General features: G+C 53.9%; 15 protein-coding genes. 11 read left to right on the forward strand and 4 right to left on the reverse strand.

The window, feature by feature from the left end; all coding sequences use genetic code 11:
- The first annotated feature begins 150 nt into the window (after nt 1-150).
- On the forward strand, nt 151-1,416 hold the full coding sequence (locus tag ABTW62_RS05050) for a glutamate-5-semialdehyde dehydrogenase (protein ID WP_430903495.1): 1,266 nt from the start codon (nt 151-153) through the stop codon (nt 1,414-1,416).
- 4 nt (nt 1,417-1,420) lie between these two features.
- Nucleotides 1,421-3,199 (forward strand): dihydrolipoyl dehydrogenase, encoded by a 1,779-nt coding sequence (gene lpdA, locus ABTW62_RS05055; RefSeq protein ID WP_430903496.1) that lies wholly within the window; start codon nt 1,421-1,423, stop codon nt 3,197-3,199.
- A gap of 126 nt (nt 3,200-3,325) precedes the next feature.
- Here lpdA and ABTW62_RS05060 read toward each other — a convergent pair whose 3' ends face one another.
- Complete coding sequence (locus ABTW62_RS05060) at nt 3,326-3,745, reverse strand: surface-adhesin E family protein (RefSeq protein WP_090412232.1); 420 nt, start codon at nt 3,743-3,745, stop codon at nt 3,326-3,328.
- Nucleotides 3,746-4,079: 334 nt separating this feature from the next.
- Between ABTW62_RS05060 and ABTW62_RS05065 the strand changes: the two genes are divergently transcribed.
- The 7 genes from ABTW62_RS05065 (at nt 4,080) to treZ (ending at nt 14,695) form a co-directional block, all read left to right on the forward strand.
- Nucleotides 4,080-4,919 (forward strand): motility protein A, encoded by an 840-nt coding sequence (locus ABTW62_RS05065; protein ID WP_430903497.1) that lies wholly within the window; start codon nt 4,080-4,082, stop codon nt 4,917-4,919.
- Nucleotides 4,912-5,628 (forward strand): OmpA/MotB family protein, encoded by a 717-nt coding sequence (locus ABTW62_RS05070; protein ID WP_430903498.1) that lies wholly within the window; start codon nt 4,912-4,914, stop codon nt 5,626-5,628. The genes ABTW62_RS05065 and ABTW62_RS05070 overlap by 8 nt, the downstream gene beginning before the upstream one ends.
- A gap of 261 nt (nt 5,629-5,889) precedes the next feature.
- Nucleotides 5,890-7,998 (forward strand): glycogen debranching protein GlgX, encoded by a 2,109-nt coding sequence (gene glgX / locus ABTW62_RS05075; protein ID WP_430903499.1) that lies wholly within the window; start codon nt 5,890-5,892, stop codon nt 7,996-7,998.
- Entirely contained in the window at nt 7,988-10,657 is a 2,670-nt protein-coding gene (gene treY / locus ABTW62_RS05080) for a malto-oligosyltrehalose synthase (protein WP_430903500.1), read from the forward strand. The genes glgX and treY overlap by 11 nt, the downstream gene beginning before the upstream one ends.
- 343 nt (nt 10,658-11,000) lie before the next feature.
- Entirely contained in the window at nt 11,001-11,675 is a 675-nt protein-coding gene (locus tag ABTW62_RS05085) for a DUF5752 family protein (protein ID WP_430903501.1), read from the forward strand.
- On the forward strand, nt 11,672-12,913 hold the full coding sequence (locus ABTW62_RS05090; RefSeq protein ID WP_430903502.1) for a glycosyltransferase: 1,242 nt from the start codon (nt 11,672-11,674) through the stop codon (nt 12,911-12,913). Before ABTW62_RS05085 ends, ABTW62_RS05090 begins: the two co-directional genes overlap by 4 nt.
- A gap of 45 nt (nt 12,914-12,958) precedes the next feature.
- A complete protein-coding gene (gene treZ, locus ABTW62_RS05095; RefSeq protein ID WP_430903503.1) occupies nt 12,959-14,695 on the forward strand; it encodes a malto-oligosyltrehalose trehalohydrolase in 1,737 nt (578 codons plus the stop codon).
- Between the two features lie 387 nt (nt 14,696-15,082).
- Here treZ and ABTW62_RS05100 read toward each other — a convergent pair whose 3' ends face one another.
- From ABTW62_RS05100 to ABTW62_RS05110, 3 genes are all read right to left on the reverse strand, one after another.
- On the reverse strand, nt 15,083-15,208 hold the full coding sequence (locus ABTW62_RS05100) for a hypothetical protein (RefSeq protein WP_430903504.1): 126 nt from the start codon (nt 15,206-15,208) through the stop codon (nt 15,083-15,085).
- 195 nt (nt 15,209-15,403) lie between these two features.
- A complete protein-coding gene (locus ABTW62_RS05105) occupies nt 15,404-17,275 on the reverse strand; it encodes a cytochrome P450 (RefSeq protein WP_430903505.1) in 1,872 nt (623 codons plus the stop codon).
- Nucleotides 17,276-17,618: 343 nt separating this feature from the next.
- Nucleotides 17,619-18,116 (reverse strand): hypothetical protein, encoded by a 498-nt coding sequence (locus ABTW62_RS05110; protein ID WP_430903506.1) that lies wholly within the window; start codon nt 18,114-18,116, stop codon nt 17,619-17,621.
- Between the two features lie 600 nt (nt 18,117-18,716).
- On the opposite strand from ABTW62_RS05110, the gene ABTW62_RS05115 reads away from it, so the two are divergent.
- A complete protein-coding gene (locus ABTW62_RS05115; protein WP_430903507.1) occupies nt 18,717-19,232 on the forward strand; it encodes a DUF3617 domain-containing protein in 516 nt (171 codons plus the stop codon).
- Nucleotides 19,233-19,294: 62 nt separating this feature from the next.
- Complete coding sequence (locus ABTW62_RS05120) at nt 19,295-19,735, forward strand: universal stress protein (RefSeq protein WP_430903508.1); 441 nt, start codon at nt 19,295-19,297, stop codon at nt 19,733-19,735.
- Nucleotides 19,736-19,842 lie beyond the last annotated feature (107 nt).

Raw genomic sequence — 19,842 nt, forward strand, 5'->3', positions numbered from 1 at the left:
GAATGGATTCATTCTACGAAAGTTTAATCGTTTTGTCGCGGCTGACTCATTTTTCTGGCATTTCAGGGAAAAAGTCGTGGAGAGGGCAGATGTCATTGTAGAATAAAGCGCAGTGACCTCTTGCCATTAAATAACTGAAAATCGCTCTACATGGACAACACAAACATTCATTCCATTATGCAGACTTTGGGGCGAGCGGCTCGCGAAGCTTCGCGAGTGATCGCCAAAGCAAGCGCTGCAACCAAGAATCAGGCGCTCCTGGCCATGGCCGAGGCGATCCGCCGTGAGGAGCAAGCGCTGCTGGCAGCCAATGCCAATGATGTCGCGCTCGCCCAAACTAAAGGTCTGGAGTCCGCCATGGTCGATCGGCTGACACTGACCTCGAAAGGTGTTGCAAGCATGGCTGCCGGTTTGGAACAAATAGCCGCCTTACCTGATCCGGTGGGGGCTGTTACCGATCTGAGTTATCGTCCCTCGGGTATTCAAGTGGGCAGAATGCGGGTGCCGCTGGGCGTGATTGGCATCATCTACGAAGCGCGCCCGAATGTGACGGCCGATGCGGCCGGCCTATGCCTGAAAGCCGGCAATGCCGCAATTTTGCGCGGCGGATCGGAAGCGATGCAGAGTAATCAGGCTATTGCCACTTGCGTTCAGGAAGGGCTCAAAGTGGCTGGGCTGCCGGAAAATGTCGTGCAGGTCGTGGATACCACTGATCGTGCCGCTGTAGGTGAGTTAATCACCATGCAGGAGTATGTGGATGTCATTATTCCTCGTGGCGGCAAGGGGCTGATCGAGCGCATTGCAAACGAGGCGCGTGTGCCCGTCATCAAGCATTTGGATGGTGTCTGTCATGTTTTTATCGACGTGCGCGCCGATCTGGAAAAAGCCATAAGCATCGCTGATAACGCCAAGACGCAACGCTACGGTACTTGCAACACGATGGAAACTTTGCTGGTGCATGCGGGCATTGCACAGCAGTTTCTGCCAGCAGTGAGCAGGATCTTTCTGGAGAAAGCGGTCGAGTTGCGGGGCGATGCCGCAGCCTGCGCGCTGGTACCCGAAATGAAACCGGCCTCGGAAGAGGACTGGCAGGCGGAATATCTGGCGCCAATTCTCAGCGTGCGCATCGTGGCCGATATCGATCAGGCCATTACGCATATTGCCACTTACGGCTCACAACATACGGATACCATTGTGACCGAGGATTATGCACGTGCCCGGCAATTTCTGCGTGAAGTCGATTCCAGCTCGGTGATGGTGAATGCTTCCACCCGTTTTGCTGACGGGTTTGAATATGGTTTAGGTGCGGAAATCGGTATTTCCACCGATAAGTTGCATGCGCGCGGACCGGTCGGACTGGAAGGGCTGACGAGTCAGAAGTTTATCGTATTGGGCGATGGACACATTAGAGAATGAAGGCATGACACAACTCGTTAAAGTAGCATTACCCGATATCGGTGATTTTAAGGATGTACCGATCGTCGAAATTTTAGTGAAGCCCGGGGATGAAGTGGCGCAGGAAGCCCCGTTAATGGTGCTTGAAACCGATAAAGCCACGATGGAAGTACCGGCTCCCGAGCCTGGCGTGGTGAAGCAGGTGCATGTCAAAGTCGGTGACAAAATATCACAAGGTTCGCTGATCGTTACTCTGGAAGCATCCAAAGCAAGCAAGCAGGATCATAGGCCGGAATCTGTGTCCAGTGACGTGTCTTCCAATCAGCAAACAGTCGAGCCAGGGGAGCAGGCGCCCGCCCAATCAGCCGCTGCTGTCAGTCGGGAAAGCCGAGCCGATGTGCATGCCGAAGTTGTTGTGCTGGGTGCTGGGCCGGGTGGTTATACGGCCGCATTCCGGGCAGCCGATTTGGGTAAGCAAGTGATCCTGATTGAACGCTACGCCGCCCTGGGTGGCGTTTGTCTGAATGTCGGCTGTATTCCATCGAAAGCACTTCTGCATGCAGCCAAGCTACTGACGGATGCAGATGAAGCGCGTCAACTTGGTCTGGATTTTGGCAAACCAAAGATCGATCTTGGCAAACTGCGTGCCTGGAAAGATTCGGTGGTGGGCAAGTTGACAAAAGGCCTGACAGGGCTCGCCAAGCAACGGAAAGTGACTGTCATGCAAGGGGCTGGGAAATTTATTGGTCCGCATTTGATCGAGATCGCCACCCCGGACGGACACCAAACCGTTTCTTTTGAGCATTGTGTGATTGCAGCTGGTTCCAGTGCAGCGCACATCCCGGGGTTTCCGGATGACGAACGGATCATGGACTCGACCGGCGCGCTGACGTTGACGGAGATTCCCAAGCGCATGCTCATCCTGGGGGGCGGCATTATCGGCCTGGAAATGGCAACCGTTTATCATGCATTGGGCGCACAAATCAGTGTAGTCGAACGCGCGGAGCAGTTGATTCCTGGTGTGGACGCCGATTTAATCAAACCGCTGTTCAAAAGATTGCAGGCTGATTATGAGGCTATTTGGCTCAATACCAGCGTGAGCCGCATCGAGGCCGGTAAAAAAGGTCTGAAAGTCTTTTTTGAGGGTGAGAAAGCGCCTGAGCCGCAATGGTATGATTGTGTGCTGGTGGCGGTAGGCCGTTATCCCAATGGGAAACTGATCGGCGCCGAGTCCGCCGGTATCGAAGTGAGTGCGCGTGGATTTATTCCGGTCGATGCGCAAATGCGCACCAATGTCGAACATATCTTTGCCATTGGTGATATTGCAGGAGAGCCGATGCTCGCTCACAAGGCTTCGCATGAAGGCAAGATCGCGGCAGAAGTCATTGCCGGTCATAATAAGGTGGTGTTCGATGCGCAGGCGATTCCATCGGTCGCCTACACTGATCCGGAGATTGCCTGGATGGGGTTGACCGAGACGGAAGCCAAGAAACAAGGCATCGCTTATGAAAAGGCGGTATTCCCATGGGCGGCAAGTGGCCGCGCTATCGCCATGGCGCGAGACGAAGGAATGACCAAGTTTTTGTTCGATAAAACTTCCCGCCGGATTCTCGGCGCGGGCATGGTTGGATCCCATGCGGGAGAGTTGATCTCAGAGGCAGTGCTGGCGCTGGAAATGGGAGCGGATATGCAGGATATTGCGCTCTCCATCCATCCGCATCCGACACTGTCGGAAACCCTCCTCTTCGCTGCGGAACTGGCAGAAGGCACGATTACCGACCTGTATCTGCCAAAGAAACAGTGAGGCCTGGAAATATACTGGAATGGATGAATTCTGCTTGGCTCCATCGCCATCAGAGGATGGACTGAGATGGAGCCAATCTTGCGATTTTGTTCCTGAACGAGTCAGGCGCATCGGTGAATAGGGAAGTTACTTGCCACAGGCAATTTTCCATGCGTCTTCAATCGTTGAGCCATCGAGAATGGGTTGCATTCTTCCCGGTGCCGTATCGTCGTAGATCAAATCCCCTTTTGCCTGGTGACGCGAATACCAGTAATAAGCCAGCGTCCGGTACTTTTTGTTTTCGCAGTCGTATTCATCCAATGACTTGGTCGACAATTGTCTTTTGCCACCTACCATCAGTGGGCTTTCATAATCGGTTAGAGTGTACATCGTCGCTCTGGTCCCTTCCTTCGTGATGCTGTTTTTATCAATGAAGACTTTTGTTCCGCGCCCGGCAACGGTGCCTGGCGCTTCAGTTCGGACGGTGTCGGACGCCAGAAGCGTCCATTCAGCCGCTACACTTCCGCAGAAAAATGCTAGCACAAACGATAATATAATACGCTGCATGATCTTCTCCTCATTTGGTGTGATTTATTGCTGTTTCTGGATGGCAGGGCAATAGATCTTTATCGTGACCTTCAGAATGACAGCGTCATCTGTTGTTGCCATCCGAAGAAAGCCGAGTGCTTATCTAAATGTCCTGCGGCTCTAATCTACTGGAAGTGGCGTTATATAAAAATACGTGCTGGCACGTAGAGATTATGGCTGGCACCCCATAATCCCATAAATGGCGTATGCAGCGTCTGGTTGCACAGATTACCGGATCGTTGATGAGCGCGTTTGACACTCACTAGGATTCTCGGTATGTTAGGAGCAATCAAAAATCGACTTCTTGGAGCCAATGAACCCCTCTACCCTGATTGGCATGATTGGTGGCATTGCAATGCTGGCGGCGCTGCTGATATTCGCTGCGGAGGATCCTGCTTTATTTATAAATCTGCCAGGGCTTGCGATTGTGCTGGGAGGAACGCTTGCGGCAACCTTTATCAGTTATCCATTGCGCGAGGTGGTTCGAGTATTCGGGCTGCTCATGACCGTTCTGCGCAACGAGCGGTTATACATCCAGCGCGACATGGAAGAATTGATCCGGATTTCGCGGCTATGGATGCAAAACGATGTGCGTGCGGTGGAAGAGGAGTTGGCGCGGGTGAGAAACCCGTTTCTGCGTACCGGCGTGCAATTAGTGATCGATCTTACGCCTGAACAGGAAATCCTCGACTTGCTGCGCTGGCGTATTTCGCGTCTGCGTGCACGCGAACATGCAGAAGCCAAGCTGTTTCGCGTAATGGCCAGCTTTGCGCCGGCCTTCGGCATGATTGGCACCTTGGTCGGATTGATCAACCTGATGTTCATCCTCGAGCTCGGAAATCTGGAGATTATTGGGCGGCATATGGCGATCGCCCTGATGACCACTTTTTACGGTATTCTGCTGGCCAATCTCATATTCAAACCGGTTGCGGTCAAGCTCGAGCGCCGTACCGAGCAGCGCATCGTGCTAATGAACATGGTGCTGCAGGGGATTTCGATGATGTGCGAGAAACGCAGCCCGGCGCTGATGCGCGAGACGCTGGGGTCGTTCATGGCGCACTATGAAGATGAAATCGACGAGGCGCAATTGCCTGCCATGCCTGCCGGCGTGCCTTCCGATGATGCAGGCGGAGCAGGCAAGCATCGTGGCTGATGACGATAGCTTTCATGTCGGGAAAGAGAGGGGGCGTTATGCGCACTGGAATTTCGATCCACCGGCCGATACGGATGAAGACAGCTGGTTGATTGTGTATCTGGATGTCATGACGTTGCTGCTGGTCATGCTGGTGGTGTTGCTGGCCTTTTCCGATCGTATCCTTGCGCCACATGCTGCAGCGCAGCATGTCTCTGCCGACCGGTCAGATACACCATATTCCGATACTGCGCAGAAGGCGGCCACCAGTGCAGTGACTCTCAAGCATGCTGCAGAGGGAAACCCCTTGGCTGGCCTGCCGCTCGATACACTCGGGGATGATGTCGAAATATTGATACAGGAAGGCGCGATCAGTTTCCGGATTAGTAACGAGATATTGTTTCCATCCGGCCAGTCCATGCTTACTGTTCCCGGGGTCGCCTTGCTCGATCGATTGACCAAGGTTCTGAATGCGACCGAGCACAAGATTTCGGTGGAGGGTCATACCGACAATGTGCCCATCCAGACTGCGCGTTTTCCGTCCAACTGGGAATTGTCGACTGGTCGGGCGACCAGCGTCGTTCGCCATCTCGAGCGCAGCGGCGTTGCGTCGAGACGTCTGCGTGCCACGGGTTATGCAGATACCCGTCCAATCGCACTCAATGGCACACCAGAGGGTCGTGCAACCAATCGACGGGTTGAACTTATCCTGGAGACGCGCCCGCACTAGGAGGCTGTCCGAGAATAGCGATCGTAGCGAGGGTGAAGCTGGTTGAGTTGGATTTTTCGATCATTTGAGGCGAATAGTCGTTCTATTTAACGAAAAGGATCATAAAATCCGGCCAATCAGGCTCGTCCGCAGTAGATCAGTCTATTCTCGGACAGCCTCCTAGACAGGTGCGCCGGGTTGGCGCGACGGAAATTGTGGCTGGATCCAGACACTAGAAACTAGCCAAGGCACGAGTGTCTGGCAAGAATCAGGAGGGAGCTTATGACTGATGTCAAAGTCTGGTTGTGTAAGCCGTATCCGCTCGGCGCGAGCTTCGATGGCCAAGGTACGAGTTTCTCGTTGTTCTCGGAAGTGGCAGAGCGGGTCGAATTATGTCTGTTTGATGAACAGGGTCGAGAGACCCGCGTCGATCTGCCAGAGACGACCGCCTACTGCTGGCATGGTTACTTGCCGGATGTCAAACCCGGACAACGCTATGGCTACCGTGTGCATGGGCCCTGGGCACCGGACCGGGGGCAACTCTGCAATCCGGCCAAACTGCTGCTCGATCCCTATGCCAAGGCTATCGATGGACAGGTGCAATGGGATGAGGCCGTCTATCCCTGCCGTATCAATGAACCAGACATCCGTGATGAACGCGATAGTGCACCCTTTGTGCCGCGTTCGGTGGTCATCGATCCCCGCTTTGACTGGGGAGACGATCAGCATCCCGACACCCCCTGGCACGAGTCCATTATCTATGAATTGCATGTCAAGGGTTTCACCAAGCGACACCCCGGAATTCCGGATTCGCTGCGCGGCACTTATGCAGGCCTTGCACATCCGGCAGCGATTGAACACCTCAAGGCGCTTGGAATCACTGCCGTCGAACTGATGCCGGTGCATCAATTCATACACTATGCCCATCTGACAGAAAAGAATCTGCGCAACTACTGGGGCTACAGTACCATCGGCTATTTCGCGCCGCATAACGAGTATGCTGCTGTAGACGGACCCGGCCAGCAGATTGCCGAATTCAAACAAATGGTCAAGGCATTGCATGCGGCCGGTATCGAGGTGATCCTGGATGTGGTCTACAATCACACTTCGGAAGGTAATCATCTCGGGCCGATGCTTGTTTTCAAGGGGATCGACAACGCTGCTTACTACCGGCTCATGCCCGATGATCCGCGTCACTACATGGACTACACAGGTACCGGTAACAGCCTGAACATGCGCCATCCGCATGTATTGCAACTCATCATGGACAGTTTGCGTTACTGGGTATTGGAAATGCACGTGGATGGCTTTCGCTTCGATCTGGCGGCGACACTGGCGCGCGAGTTGCATGAGGTGGATCGGCTGTCGGCCTTTTTCGATCTTGTGCAGCAGGATCCGGTGATCAGTCAGGTCAAGCTCATCGCTGAACCTTGGGATCTCGGGGAAGGCGGCTATCAGGTGGGTAATTTTCCCCCATTGTGGTCGGAATGGAACGGTAAATTCCGTGATTGTGTGCGCGACTACTGGCGAGGACAGGACCGTATGCTTGCCGAGTTTGCACAGCGTTTGACTGGTAGTTCAGATCTGTACGAGAGCAACGGGCGGCGTCCCTACGCCGGTATCAATTTTATAACTGCTCATGACGGATTCACCTTGCATGACCTTGTCTCCTATAACGATCAACACAACGCAGCCAATGGCGAGGACAACCGCGATGGCACAGATGACAATCGATCATGGAACTGTGGTGCCGAGGGACCCACTGATGACCCCGAAATCAATCAACTTCGCCAACGTCAACGACGCAATTTCCTTGCCACCTTGTTCCTCTCGCAGGGCGTCCCTATGCTGCTGGGAGGGGATGAGATCGGGCGTACCCAGTCTGGTAACAATAATGCCTACTGTCAGGATAATGAAGTTTCCTGGTTAGATTGGAAGCATGCCGATCATGAGTTGCTCGCATTTACGCAACGCCTCAGTGATTTTTACCGCAAACATCCGGTTTTTCATCGCCGCCGTTGGTTCCAGGGACGGCCGATCTATGGCGAAGAGATTTCGGATATTGCCTGGTTTGCTCATACTGGAGAGGAAATAGAGGAGTCGCATTGGGGAGAAGATTATGCCAAGTCGTTTGCGGTATTCCTGAATGGCGAGGCACTTGCCAGCACCGGTTTATGCGGTGAGCAGATCATTGATGACCGCTTCTACCTGATTTTTAACGCCCATTATGAGCCGCTGAATTTCAAACTTCCCGGTCCGGAATGGGGGGCGCAGTGGCTGCTGGAATTCGATACCGTGCGTGGCTGGCTGGATAAAGAGAAGATTCTCGCGGCGGGCTGCGAGCTGCAGGCCGAAGCTCGCAGCCTGATGGTGCTACGTTATGCAACTTAAACCGATTGCAACCTACCGTCTGCAATTATGCCCGGAATTTGGCCTTGATGACGCGGCTGGAATCATTCCCTATTTGGCCCGCCTGGGCGTGAGTCATCTTTACACTTCGCCTTATCTGCAAGCCGCCAGTGGCAGCAGCCATGGGTATGACGTAGTCGATCCGACCCGAGTCAATGAAGCGTTGGGCGGCGAGTGCGCGCGCAAGCGTTTGTGTGCTGTCATGCAACAAGCGAATCTGGGACAGATGCTGGATATTGTCCCCAATCATATGGCCATCATCGGGAACCAGAATCCCTGGTGGTGGGATGTACTCGAGAATGGACCTTCCAGTCGTTTTGCCATGTATTTCGACGTTGACTGGGACGCCTCCGAGGAACGATGGCCGAACAAGGTGCTGCTGCCGGTGTTAGCGGACCATTATGGACGCATTCTGGAGTCCTGTGAGTTGCAGCTGAAACATGCGGGCGGGGACTTCACGCTGCATTATGGCGAGCAGAGTTTCCCGCTTGATCCTTCCAGCCTAGGAAAATTGCTGGCTGAAGCAGCGTGTGATGCGCATTCGGAGCTATTGGGCTTTCTGGCCGAGTCATGCATGCGGTTGCCCCGTCCGACGGTCACAGACCGTCGGCTGGTCGAGCTTCGGCACCGCGACAAGGATGTCATCCAGCATTTGCTTACCCGCCTGAGTCACGATGAACCGGACACCGTCATCGCAATCGATGCTGTGGTGACCCGCCTGAATGCTGATCCTGACGAGTTAGATGGCCTTGTCGACCGGCAAAACTATCGGCTGGCCTTATGGCGCACTGCCGGGCGAGACCTGGGCTACCGGCGATTCTTTGATATCAATAACCTTGCTGGTCTGCGGGTAGAGGAGGAGGAAGTATTTCATGCAACGCATCAATTGCCGCTTGCGTGGGTGCGGGAAGGTTCGGTGCATGGACTGCGTATCGACCATGCGGATGGGTTGCGTGATCCCGCGCAGTACTTTGCCAGATTGCGTCAGGCGTGCCCGGATACTTGGATCGTGGCAGAAAAAATCCTGGAGCATCATGAGCGGTTGCCAACGGACTGGCCGATTGCCGGTACCACCGGATATGATTTCCTCAATCTTGTCGGAGGACTTTTTATTGATCCGGTCGGCATGACATCCCTTGCCTCTGTGCTGGAGGCATTTACCGGGGAAACGGTTGATTTTGCCGGGCTGGTTTACGAAAGTAAGCGCCAGGTGCTCAAAGAGCTGCTGGGCAGTGAATTGAACCGCCTTGCATCATTGTTTGTGGATATTTGTGAACAGCATCGTTGCCATCGTGACTATACCCGCTATGAGCTTTATCTGGCATTGCTTGAGACAGCAGCCAGCTTTCCCGTTTATCGAACTTATGTCAGAGCGGCAACAGAGCGCGTTACTGAGACAGATATCCGGTATGTGTCCGAGGCCATAACCTTAGCCAAGGAACGAAGAACGGAACTGGATCCGCAGCTCTTCCAGTTTCTGGAAAATTTGCTGCTGCTGCGCTGTAAGGGCAGGCTGGAAGGGGAGCTGGCCATGCGCTTCCAGCAGCTGACCGGGCCAGCGATGGCCAAGGGAGTGGAAGATACAACCTTTTATCGCTTTCACTGCTTGGTAAGCCTGAACGAGGTAGGAGGGAACCCCGCGAAACCGGATGTTTCAATTGCAGCGTTTCATCAGGCCTGTAATCTGATCCAGACTGATTATCCCCAAACCTTGCTGACAACCGCTAGCCATGATACCAAGCGTGGCGAAGATGTGCGTGCCCGGTTGGCGCTGTTGTCGGAAATCCCGGAGCATTGGGGCAGAACGGTGCAAGACTGGATGCAATATAACCAGCAGCATCGTTGTCATGATCTCCCCGACCGCAATACCGAGTATCTGCTCTACCAAACCTTGGTGGGGGCCTGGCCAATCAATACGCAGCGCCTGAGTGATTACATGCAAAAGGCGATTCGCGAAGCCAAGACCCACACATCATGGACCCAGCCGCAACCTGATTACGAGCAAGCCATTCAACAATTCGTCCAGGCCGTGCTGGCTGATGGCAAATTTCGTCACCAGCTGGAGGCATTTGTGCAGCCACTGATCGCTCCGGGGCGCATCAACAGTCTTGCGCAAACGCTGCTCAAGCTGACGGCCCCAGGTGTGCCGGATATCTACCAGGGCACTGAGTTATGGGATCTGAATCTCGTGGATCCGGACAATCGCCGGCCGGTTGATTATCACGAACGCGCCCAGCTGTTGGCAGAAATTGCGGGCTTGACTATTGAGCAGATACTTGCACGCTCGGATGAGGGGCTGCCTAAATTGTGGGTGATTCGACAAGCTTTGCATCTGCGGCAGCAATATGCGGAATATTTCGGTCCGGCAGGCAGCTATCAGCCTCTCATGGTGAGCGGAAGCAAGGCAGTGCACGCCGTGGCATTCATGCGTGGGCAGACTGTAGCTGTCGTAACACCCCGCTTGCTGCTGGGGTTGAAAGAGGATTGGCAGGATACTGCTGTCGAACTGCCAACGGGTGCCTGGTACAACCTGTTGACAGGAGACAGGCTGGAGGGCGGATTGGCTTCGGTCAAAGTAATACTCGACCGTTTCCCAGTCGGATTATTGAGCCGGGAGCGGTGTGGTTTTTCTGAGAACTAGTACTCCGTTCCGTCAATTAGCTTACAAATGAAATCGATGGATTCGCCTGCCAGGCTAGGCGCAAACCGCAGTCATAGCCGTAGCTATGGGGAGGATTTGCAACAACGCATGACAGGCGAAGGCGCGATTTCATGTAAGCGGTTTGGCGGAACGGAGTACTAGACCGGCTTCCTTGCGAAGGGGATCCAGAGCCTGATACGTGATTTACCAGGGTTCACTGGTTCTGAGTGGGATTGGTTGCGATTGACAGGTTTGACATTGCAGAAGATTGCCGATACATTTTCAAGCGACACGATCGTTTCAGGACTGCTCGCGGTTTGTTTTAAATAGGAGAGGTGTAGCCATGTCCGTATCTCCAAAAAAAGACAGCGGATTCATTCTCAAGGACTGCGCGCTGATTGCTATTGCGACCGGCCAGCGTGCAATCACTCTGAAAGAGTTCCGCGGTTTGCTCGCGACAATCACACCCAGTAGTATCGATTACCACTTCTGGGCAGGGATGCTGCAACCCCGCTTCGAAGAACGCGAGTTCAACAATGATTTTGCTTCCTGGGCGCGTCACAGCCTGCATGATGGGATATTGGCCGAGCGCCTCGCCATGATCGATCCCGCTGATTATCAGGATATGGAGTCATTGCGTCTGGAATTGCTCGAACAGATTGAACAGCGTTTGGATGAGAGCGAATATCTGCATTGGGCGCATGCGCTGTACCCCTTCGAGTTCATTCGTGCCAAGATCGTGGTATTCGATACCCGCCATCGGCTCAAGGCGCCCCATCGCCTGGCCAGCATGTTGCCACGCATGTCCACCAGCAGCGTGTTCTACCATTTCATCGATGCGCGTCGCCGCCTGGGCGGTAAAGACGATTTCCGCCAGTGGCTGGAGAGCTATGGGGACAGCTATCTTCCACTGTGCGAGGAGCTGGCCGCCATTGATCCTTCATTTGCACCGCTGACTGAATTGCGACAGCGGCTGGCTGATACTTTCTCCCGTCATTTCAAGGGCGCACGATCATGAGCCATCTATTGCAAAACTACGGTCAGGTGGCAGGGGAAGACGTCATTCGTCACCTGCAAAAACTGGCATTGCCGCTTCGTGGTCTGAAAATGGTGCATGTCAACTCCACGCGTGTCGGTGGAGGGGTGGCGGAAATACTGGAAAAACTGGTGCCACTGACGCAGGAACTCGGTATCGATGTGCGCTGGGAAGTGATGAGTGGTTCCGCCGATTTCTATCAGTGCACCAAAAGCATGCACAATGCTTTGCAGGGGAATAACGTACCTATTCCCCGCACACAACTGGATGCCTATGAGCGTACCAATGCCGCCAACGCTGAGCACCTGCGCCCGCTGCTCGAGGAGGCTGACCTGGTGTTTATCCACGATCCACAGCCGGCACCTCTTCTGGCTTTATGCCCCAATCGGCGCGGCAAGTGGATCTGGCGTTGCCATATCGATATTTCCCATCCCTATCGCCCGGTCTGGAAATACCTGCGCGATTATGTGGCAGGTTACGATGCCAGCGTGTTTTCTTTGCCGACTTTTGCCCAGGCATTGCCGCATTGCGAATTCATTATTCCGCCCAGCATCGATCCGCTGTCGGACAAAAATATCGAGTTACCGGAGGAGGAAATCTCCGATGTGCTCAGCCAGTTCAAGATCGATCCGGCGCGCCCGCTGGTCGTGCAAGTGTCACGTTTCGATCGATTCAAGGATCCCGTCGGTGTGATTAATGCCTATCGCCTGGCAAAACGCTACCTGCCGCATTTGCAGTTGGCACTGGCTGGAGGCGGCGCCAGTGATGATCCCGAAGGGGAGATCGTACTCAATGAAGTGCGCATGGCTGCAGAAAACGATGCTGATATCCACATATTAATGTTGCCACCCGATGCCCATCGCATGATCAATGCCCTGCAACGGGCGGCGGCCATAGTCTTGCAAAAATCTACCCGTGAAGGCTTTGGTCTGACTGTTACCGAGGCCCTATGGAAAGGAAAGCCAGTGATCGGTGGCAATACCGGCGGTATTCGGCTGCAGGTCATCGATCATCACACGGGTTTTCTGGTGAATACCCCCGAAGGTGCCGCCTTGCGTTTGCGTTACCTGCTGCGCCAGCCAAAGAAAATCCAGTCGATGGGTTACAAGGCCCAAGCGTTCGTGCGGGAAAATTTTTTGCTGACGCGGCAATTGCGCGAATATTTGACGCTATGCGTTGATTTATTGCATGGTGTGGGGGACCGTATCGAACTGAGCTAGATTCCCCGTTTGTGGCGAGGAAAAACCTCCATCTAGGATGCTGGCATGACCGAGATTCGAGTTTGGGCACCGTATGCAGAGGATGTTGAGCTGGAAAGTGAGGATTTATGCGTGCCCATGACCTCTATCGGGCAGGGCTGGTGGCAGCTGGATGTGCCGTGGCTGGTACATGGGGTGGCTTATGCATTCAGGCTGGACGGGCAGGGGCCTTTTCCCGATCCCCGTTCGGCCTGGCAGCCTGCCGGTGTGCATGGCTGCTCATGCTGGCTCGAGCATGAGCGCTTCCAATGGACGGATGGTGCATGGCGCCCCCCGCCATTGGCGTCGGGCGTGATCGAGGAAATCCATATCGGGACTTTTACCTCTGAAGGCACCTTTGATGCGGCGATTGCTCGCCTCGATCATTTGTGCGAGCTCGGCATTACTCATGTGGAACTCATGCCGGTGGCAGAATTTCCGGGTCGTCATGGCTGGGGTTATGATGGTGTGGCGCTGTATGCACCACATAATGCTTATGGCGGACCCGAAGGACTCAAGCGCCTGGTCAATGCCTGCCATCACAAGGGGCTGGCGGTATTGCTTGACGTTGTCTACAACCACTTGGGGCCGGACGGCAATTACCTGAATCATTTTGGCCCTTACTTCACCGCTGCCTATTCCACGCCCTGGGGCCAAGCGGTCAATCTCGATCAGGCCCAAAGTGATGCAGTGCGCCGTTTCCTTATCGACAATGCCCTGATGTGGCTGCGCGACTACCATTTCGACGGGTTGCGCATCGATGCGGTGCATGCGCTGTTCGACAGTTCTGCTACACATTTTCTCGAAGAGCTGGCGGAAGCGGTTGGCCGGCTCGAGGCGCGTCTGGGACGCCATCTGGTTCTGATTGCTGAAAGCGATCTCAACGATCCGCGGCTGGTGCGATCCCCGGAAGCCGGTGGCTTGGGGCTGAATGCAATGTGGAGCGAAGATTTTCATCACGCACTGCACGCGCTACTGACTCATGAGGCAAATGGCTATTACCAGGATTTCGGCCGATTATCCGATCTGAAAAAGGTGCTGACCAAGGGGCTGGTCTATGACGGCAGCTATTCTGCCTACCGCAAGCGCCGGCATGGCCGGTCAACTGCCGGTTTGCCAGGACGCCGTTTCATAGGCTGCCTGCAGAACCACGATCAGATTGGTAACCGGGCCAGGGGGGAGCGTATCAGCCAATTGCTTGCTACCGGCTTGCTCAAAATCGGTGTGGCGCTGGTATTAACTTCGCCATTCGTGCCGATGTTATTCCAGGGAGAGGAGTGGGGGGCGAGTACGTCTTTTTTGTACTTTACCGATCATTCGAATCCAGATCTGGCTGAAGCCATTAGACAGGGTAGAAGGCGGGAATTCGCTGCTTTTGTCTGGGATGCCGAAAGCATACCGGACCCGCAGGCGATCGAGACCTTTCGGCATTCGCAGCTGATCTGGGAAGAGTTGAATCGGGGGCCGCATGCCGAGTTATTCGATTGGTATAAAGCATTGATTCGTTTGCGCCGGACGCTGCCCGCGCTGGTTGATGACCGTTTGGAGCAGATCGACGTGCATTACGACGAGGCAGCCAGGTGGTTGCTTGTTGCCAGAGGGACGGTGGTGATCGCCAGTAATCTGAGCGAAGCGGCGCAGCGCATTGCTTGTCCCGGGCTTCAGACTAAGTGTCTGCTGCTGGCATCCACACCGGCAATCACTCTCGAGCCTGATGCCATCCTGTTGCCCGGTCAGTCTGTGGCCATTCTTGGAGGAAGCTGAAAGCTGAAATCAGCAAGCTTGTTGTGTGCCGGGTAAGCAGCCTTGCAATGTCTGCATCAGCCTCCTGAAGTTTGGGTCTTCGCTGAGCAGCTTGCGGCCAATGGCTCGCAGACGATCGATGGTCGAATGTGGCAATTCAAGACTGGTGGGCAGATTCTTGAACCAGTTGCGCTCCTATCGAGATTAGTCAGTACATCGAACAGCAGCTGACGCCGCACTGATTGCGCAAAGGACGCCTGCGGCGTCCGCGCTCTCCTTCCCTGGCCTGAAGGCTGAGGCTTGCCGCGCACCTGATCAACGCCCCTCAAGTGAAATCAATTGCCCGTTCCAGGTGAGAGGAATTGTGCTTCGGCGCTACGGCTTTCCTGGCTGAATCAGTCAAATTGGCTAGTACTCCGTTCCGTCAATTAGCTTGCAAATGAAATCGATGGATTCGCCTGCCAGGCTAGGAGGTTGTCCGAGAATAGCGATCGTAGCGAGGGCGAGGCTGGTTGAGTTGGATTTTTCGATCATTTGAGGCGAATAGCCGTTCTATTTAACGAAAAAGGATCGTAAAATCCGGCCAATCAGGCTCGTCCGCGGTAGATCAGTCTCGGACAGCCTCCTAGGCGCAAACCGCAGTCATAGCCGTAGCTATGGCGAGGATTTGCAACAACGCATGACAGGCGAAGGCGCGATTTCATGTAAGCGGTTTGGTGGAACGGGGTACTAGGAATTGAAACCCACCCGTAAGCTGACGGCATAAAGATTTTGTGCATCCATTTGCAGCGCGCTGCGTCGTTCCAGATCACCCAGCCGCAGCAAGGCCCGCAGTGATTCCTGCATGGTGATTTCCGAAGCATAGCGACCCAGGCATTTATGCCGCCCATAGCCATGCTGCAGGTAAAGGCGGCTTTGTGGCGCTTCCTTGGCTCTTGTCCCATTATGTTGATAGGGAACGGCATCTTCATTTCGCGTAAAATCAAAGGCAAGCGGATTGGGTGTGGCCTCCGGATCCCGCATCGCTGCGGCATAGGCGACGAACACCGTAGTGCCACGCTGGATCAGAACGCCATCGAGTTCGGTATTGTCCTGAACGCATCGTCTCGGCAGTACCTCCCCTTGTGGTTCCAGACGCAATCCTTCCAGGGCGTATTGACGCACAATCTTCAGACTCTCGGCTGCCTGCGGACTGTCTACCGGAACCTTGGCCATCGCTTGCAGGTGTTGATAGCTCGAGCCGTTTATTCCCTCGTACTTGCCTTCCTTAAGCGATAGGATCGAGTCAACAATCCGTGCGCTGGCTTCTTCCGGATTAACGACCGCTCCCACGGCTGTACCAAAGACATTGGTGCGGATATAGGCATCGGACAGTCGTCTGCCAAGTTCTCCTGCAGGTAATGGCCTTCCCAATACCGCTGCAAATTCCTGCTCCAGTGCTGCGGCCTGTTGCGTATCCGCCAAGCTCAGCTGTAGCCGCACCAGGCGAGTCAGCATGGTGTCAGGTACGTTTTCGCCTTGCTCGAGCTGTGCTTTGAAATGTTTGACCAGCTCGTGGATATAGGCAGTCAAATACTCGGTTGCTTCCAGCCCTTGTTGGCGAAACTGGGTGAATAGCGGATCGGCGGGATTAGAGTTATTGAAAATATTGCGAAAGGCGTCTTTTACCCAATTGTAGAGATCATCAGCAGTCGGTACCTTGCCGGCTTGTATCCGCTGAAAGGTAAAAACCTGTTTTAATGCGTCATCCAAAGGGAACGACTCTCCACCTCGCAAATCAGGCAGGCAAGCCGGCTGGCCGGTGGCGTAGAAGGGAACGCCCAGATAATCGCTTACGATGCGCAGGGGGACAAAACGGGCAATGGTCGGCACGAAATCGAATTCTCCTTCTCCTTTTTCTTTTGCCTGCTGTGTCCAGTATTCGGCTTCCTGTCTTGCCAGGGCTGCCAGGATTTTCTCATCCTGGCGTGAGACGAAGCGTCGCAAGAGAATATCATCGGGGAGATACCATTCTTCTTTATCCGTACCCAGCATGAAAGGTGGAGACTGTTCGGGATTTCTGGCTTGATCGTCGTTGGCTCGGGCCATTTCCGGGGCGTAGGGATCTACGGTGAACAAATCCGTGCGTTCCAGGCATTTGATCACATGCGCATGCCGTACCACTACGGCTGGCCCGACAATCGGCTTGAATACGGGCATGGCCTCTCTTGGCTGCTCCAGTAACTCCTGCAGCATTTCGAGGGGCTGGGTTCTCAGGCAGGTGGCGACTACCTGAGCGACAGCGGCGCCGCGTGCCTGGAGCGCGGTTTCATACGCTTTTTTCTCGGTCTCGTAGGTCGCGCGATTATTTGCGTAACGGGGGTCATTGGGATCGGGCGCAGCGACCAGTGGAGTTTGTTGTTCTGCCAAAGCCACCCTGGCCAGAAAACTCTGGGCTGGAATTGTTTCTAATTGATCGACTGATTCGGCAGGGGGTGCTGGTTTGTTCCCAGGATTGATCCATTGATGGATTTGTCTCAGGAAGCGAACAATTGTACTGGTTATCTGGTGCAGCCATGCAAATCGACGATTCTTGGGGGTACTCCAATTCGATTGAGCCATTAAATTCTCCCGTTTTAGTTGGCTTAAAGTGCTGAGCGGAAATAGGGAATGCCGCTGTCAGAGCAGGCCGCTTCAGCCAGGCCTTGATCGCCTGGCTGGTCAGTAACGACTTTTACCCATACATCCCAAAATCATTTTAGGCTGGCTTTCTTGCCGCAGCCACTGCTTCCGCTGAGCTTCCTCGGAGGCTGTCCGAGAATAGCGATCGTAGCGAGGGCGAGGCTGGTTGAGTTGGATTTTTCGATCATTTGAGGCGAATAGTCGTTCTATTTAACGAAAAGGATCGTAAAATCCGGCCAATCAGGCTCGTCCGCAGTAGGTCAGTCTATTCTCGGACAGCCTCCTAGAGCGTTTTCATATATTCAATGACAGCCCGCACCTGGTCATCCGACCATTGCTGACCATGGGTATGTCCTTGATTGGCATTTCCTCGCAGCCGGGTGTCATATTCTGCAGCGTGCACGCTATCTCCAGGACCGTATTCATCCAGGGGGGGTGCTTTATCCCAGACAAAACCAACCCATGATGCATCATATTTGATGTTGCAACGGATGAAAGTAGTAGGCCGCTGCTCTGGTCGCAACAGGTGCCAGAGGGTCGGTACCGAGCCGTTATGCAGATACGGTACCTGAGCCCAGATGCCATGCAATACGTTAGCCTTGTAGCCGGCTTTATCCGCACGTGGTGTAATGAAATAAGCTTCATTGTCCGCTGTGCGGTTGCCCCGTTTGGGTTGACGCCAATCGCTTCCCCCTTGCTCCATATATCGTTCGCATGTTTCGCGGGTGAGTTCCAGCAATCCGAGACGGGCGGTTGGAGAAATTTGCCGCACCCGATTCATATCGGTTCCGGTGTCATAGACTTTAGGGTTCTGAGCGAAATGGCATGCCGAGGCGCATGCTCGCTCGAAAAGCGGTTTGCCCTGCTGCCAGCGCCAGATCTACGGAAAAGGGGTGCGGATGGCAGATCGTCAATAAAAGGATGCATGGCTTCATGTATCGGAACATTGACTTTGAACGGGTCCCGACAGCAGAGGCGCCGGAGGCGATAACCCGCATTTCGGCGGACTGGTGTAATTGGCATCCCCTGAAGAAAGATGATCCAGTCCTTCAAAGAAGCAGCTTGCCATCTGTTCCCATCGCTGTTGCCCCCCTGTTCACTTATGGAGAGTGAATGCAGTCATTTCGTCTGAACCAATGTGAAAAAACATTTACTCTTCATGTAGTATTTTGTCAATAATTATCTGTCATTAATGTAGAAACCTGAGGCTGGAATTCCTAGCTTGGGTGATATGCTATGCTGATCGCAGTCAGGATGGCATTGTCTCGTTGGTAACTGTGTCAAAGCGATGATATGACTGATCAAGTCAGGTTCTGCAAGACGGCCAAAGAGTCTTTTTCAGGTTGTTTGAAATGCGTGGCATATAAGGAAAGGAGTTTTCGTGCACAAATATTTTATCTTGTTATTGGGTGTGGTATCCAGCGTCGCTTGGGCTGACAACACTATTCGCGCGGGATTGTGGGAAGTCACCACGAAATCTGATCTGTTGGCGCTGGTGCCTCATATTCCAACCGAGCACATGCAACAGATAACCAATCTTGCCAGGCAGTATGGACTGGAAATGCCGGAAATTCGTAATGGGGCAGCGACCTCGATGATCTGTATCACCCAGGATATGTCCGAGCAAGAGATACCTGTCGATCTTTTTGAAAATCAGTTTGGGTGCGACGTCAAGCATGCCAGTAAAGTGAGAAATCGCTATCAGGTGGATTTAGTCTGTGATAACGCCCAATTCAAGGGCAATGGTACGGCAGAAGTGGTGTTTACCAATCCGGAAAGCTTTACCGGTCAGGCGGAATTCGAAAGCGTCGTACAGGGTAATCCGGTTTATACGCGCGCGGAAAGCAGAGGACGGTGGATTGGACCGGATTGTACGCTCGCCCAACCTTTGCAATAACCCATCTTGCCCAATCAAGCGGCTGCACAATCTTTACACCATTAACCTATCTGGAGACAAGTATGTATCAGAAAATCCTGGTTCCAGTGGATGGAAGCGCCACTGCTCGCAGCGCGCTCCAGGAAGCTGTCAAATTGGCCAAGCTGATCAATGCCCAGCTTGAGCTGGTGCATGTATTCGAAGACATGCTCTACTGGCTGGATGAAGGGTATGTCAACTATGCCGAGCTGCAAGAGTCATTCAAGAAAAGTGGCGAGAAGATGCTGGCCGAGGCAAAAAGCATCGTCCAACAGGCTGGAGTAACTGCCGAAATCAAATCGCTGGAAGCAAAAGATGGACAGATTGCTCCTGCCATCGTGGCGGAAGCGGAGCACTGGCAGGCGGAACTGATCGTGATCGGCACACATGGCCGGTCCGGTTTCAGCCGTCTGCTATTGGGAAGCGTTGCCGAAGGCGTGGTGCGTGCTGCACCCATGCCGGTTTTGCTGGTTCGAGGTGGCTAATGCAGGTCGGTATGATGGGGCAAGTTTGAATTTTGGTTCATTTCAGGTGGCCTAGGAGGCTGTCCGAGAATAGACTGATCTACTGCGGACGAGCCTGATTGGCCGGA

Origin of the sequence: Nitrosomonas sp. ANs5, from assembly GCF_050584665.1 — a bacterium.
Classification (GTDB): Bacteria; Pseudomonadota; Gammaproteobacteria; order Burkholderiales; family Nitrosomonadaceae; genus Nitrosomonas.

Excerpts from the sequence above, each read along its gene's own strand:
- ABTW62_RS05060 (WP_090412232.1), bottom strand. The coding sequence starts at position 3,745 with ATGCAGCGTATTATATTATCGTTTGTGCTAGCATTTTTCTGCGGAAGT.
- ABTW62_RS05050 (WP_430903495.1), top strand. The coding sequence starts at position 151 with ATGGACAACACAAACATTCATTCCATTATGCAGACTTTGGGGCGAGCG.
- treZ (WP_430903503.1), top strand. The coding sequence starts at position 12,959 with ATGACCGAGATTCGAGTTTGGGCACCGTATGCAGAGGATGTTGAGCTG.
- treY (WP_430903500.1), top strand. The coding sequence starts at position 7,988 with ATGCAACTTAAACCGATTGCAACCTACCGTCTGCAATTATGCCCGGAA.
- lpdA (WP_430903496.1), top strand. The coding sequence starts at position 1,421 with ATGACACAACTCGTTAAAGTAGCATTACCCGATATCGGTGATTTTAAG.
- ABTW62_RS05120 (WP_430903508.1), top strand. The coding sequence starts at position 19,295 with ATGTATCAGAAAATCCTGGTTCCAGTGGATGGAAGCGCCACTGCTCGC.
- ABTW62_RS05085 (WP_430903501.1), top strand. The coding sequence starts at position 11,001 with ATGTCCGTATCTCCAAAAAAAGACAGCGGATTCATTCTCAAGGACTGC.
- ABTW62_RS05105 (WP_430903505.1), bottom strand. The coding sequence starts at position 17,275 with ATGGCTCAATCGAATTGGAGTACCCCCAAGAATCGTCGATTTGCATGG.
- ABTW62_RS05110 (WP_430903506.1), bottom strand. The coding sequence starts at position 18,116 with ATGAATCGGGTGCGGCAAATTTCTCCAACCGCCCGTCTCGGATTGCTG.
- ABTW62_RS05065 (WP_430903497.1), top strand. The coding sequence starts at position 4,080 with ATGAACCCCTCTACCCTGATTGGCATGATTGGTGGCATTGCAATGCTG.
- ABTW62_RS05090 (WP_430903502.1), top strand. The coding sequence starts at position 11,672 with ATGAGCCATCTATTGCAAAACTACGGTCAGGTGGCAGGGGAAGACGTC.
- ABTW62_RS05100 (WP_430903504.1), bottom strand. The coding sequence starts at position 15,208 with ATGATCGAAAAATCCAACTCAACCAGCCTCGCCCTCGCTACGATCGCT.
- glgX (WP_430903499.1), top strand. The coding sequence starts at position 5,890 with ATGACTGATGTCAAAGTCTGGTTGTGTAAGCCGTATCCGCTCGGCGCG.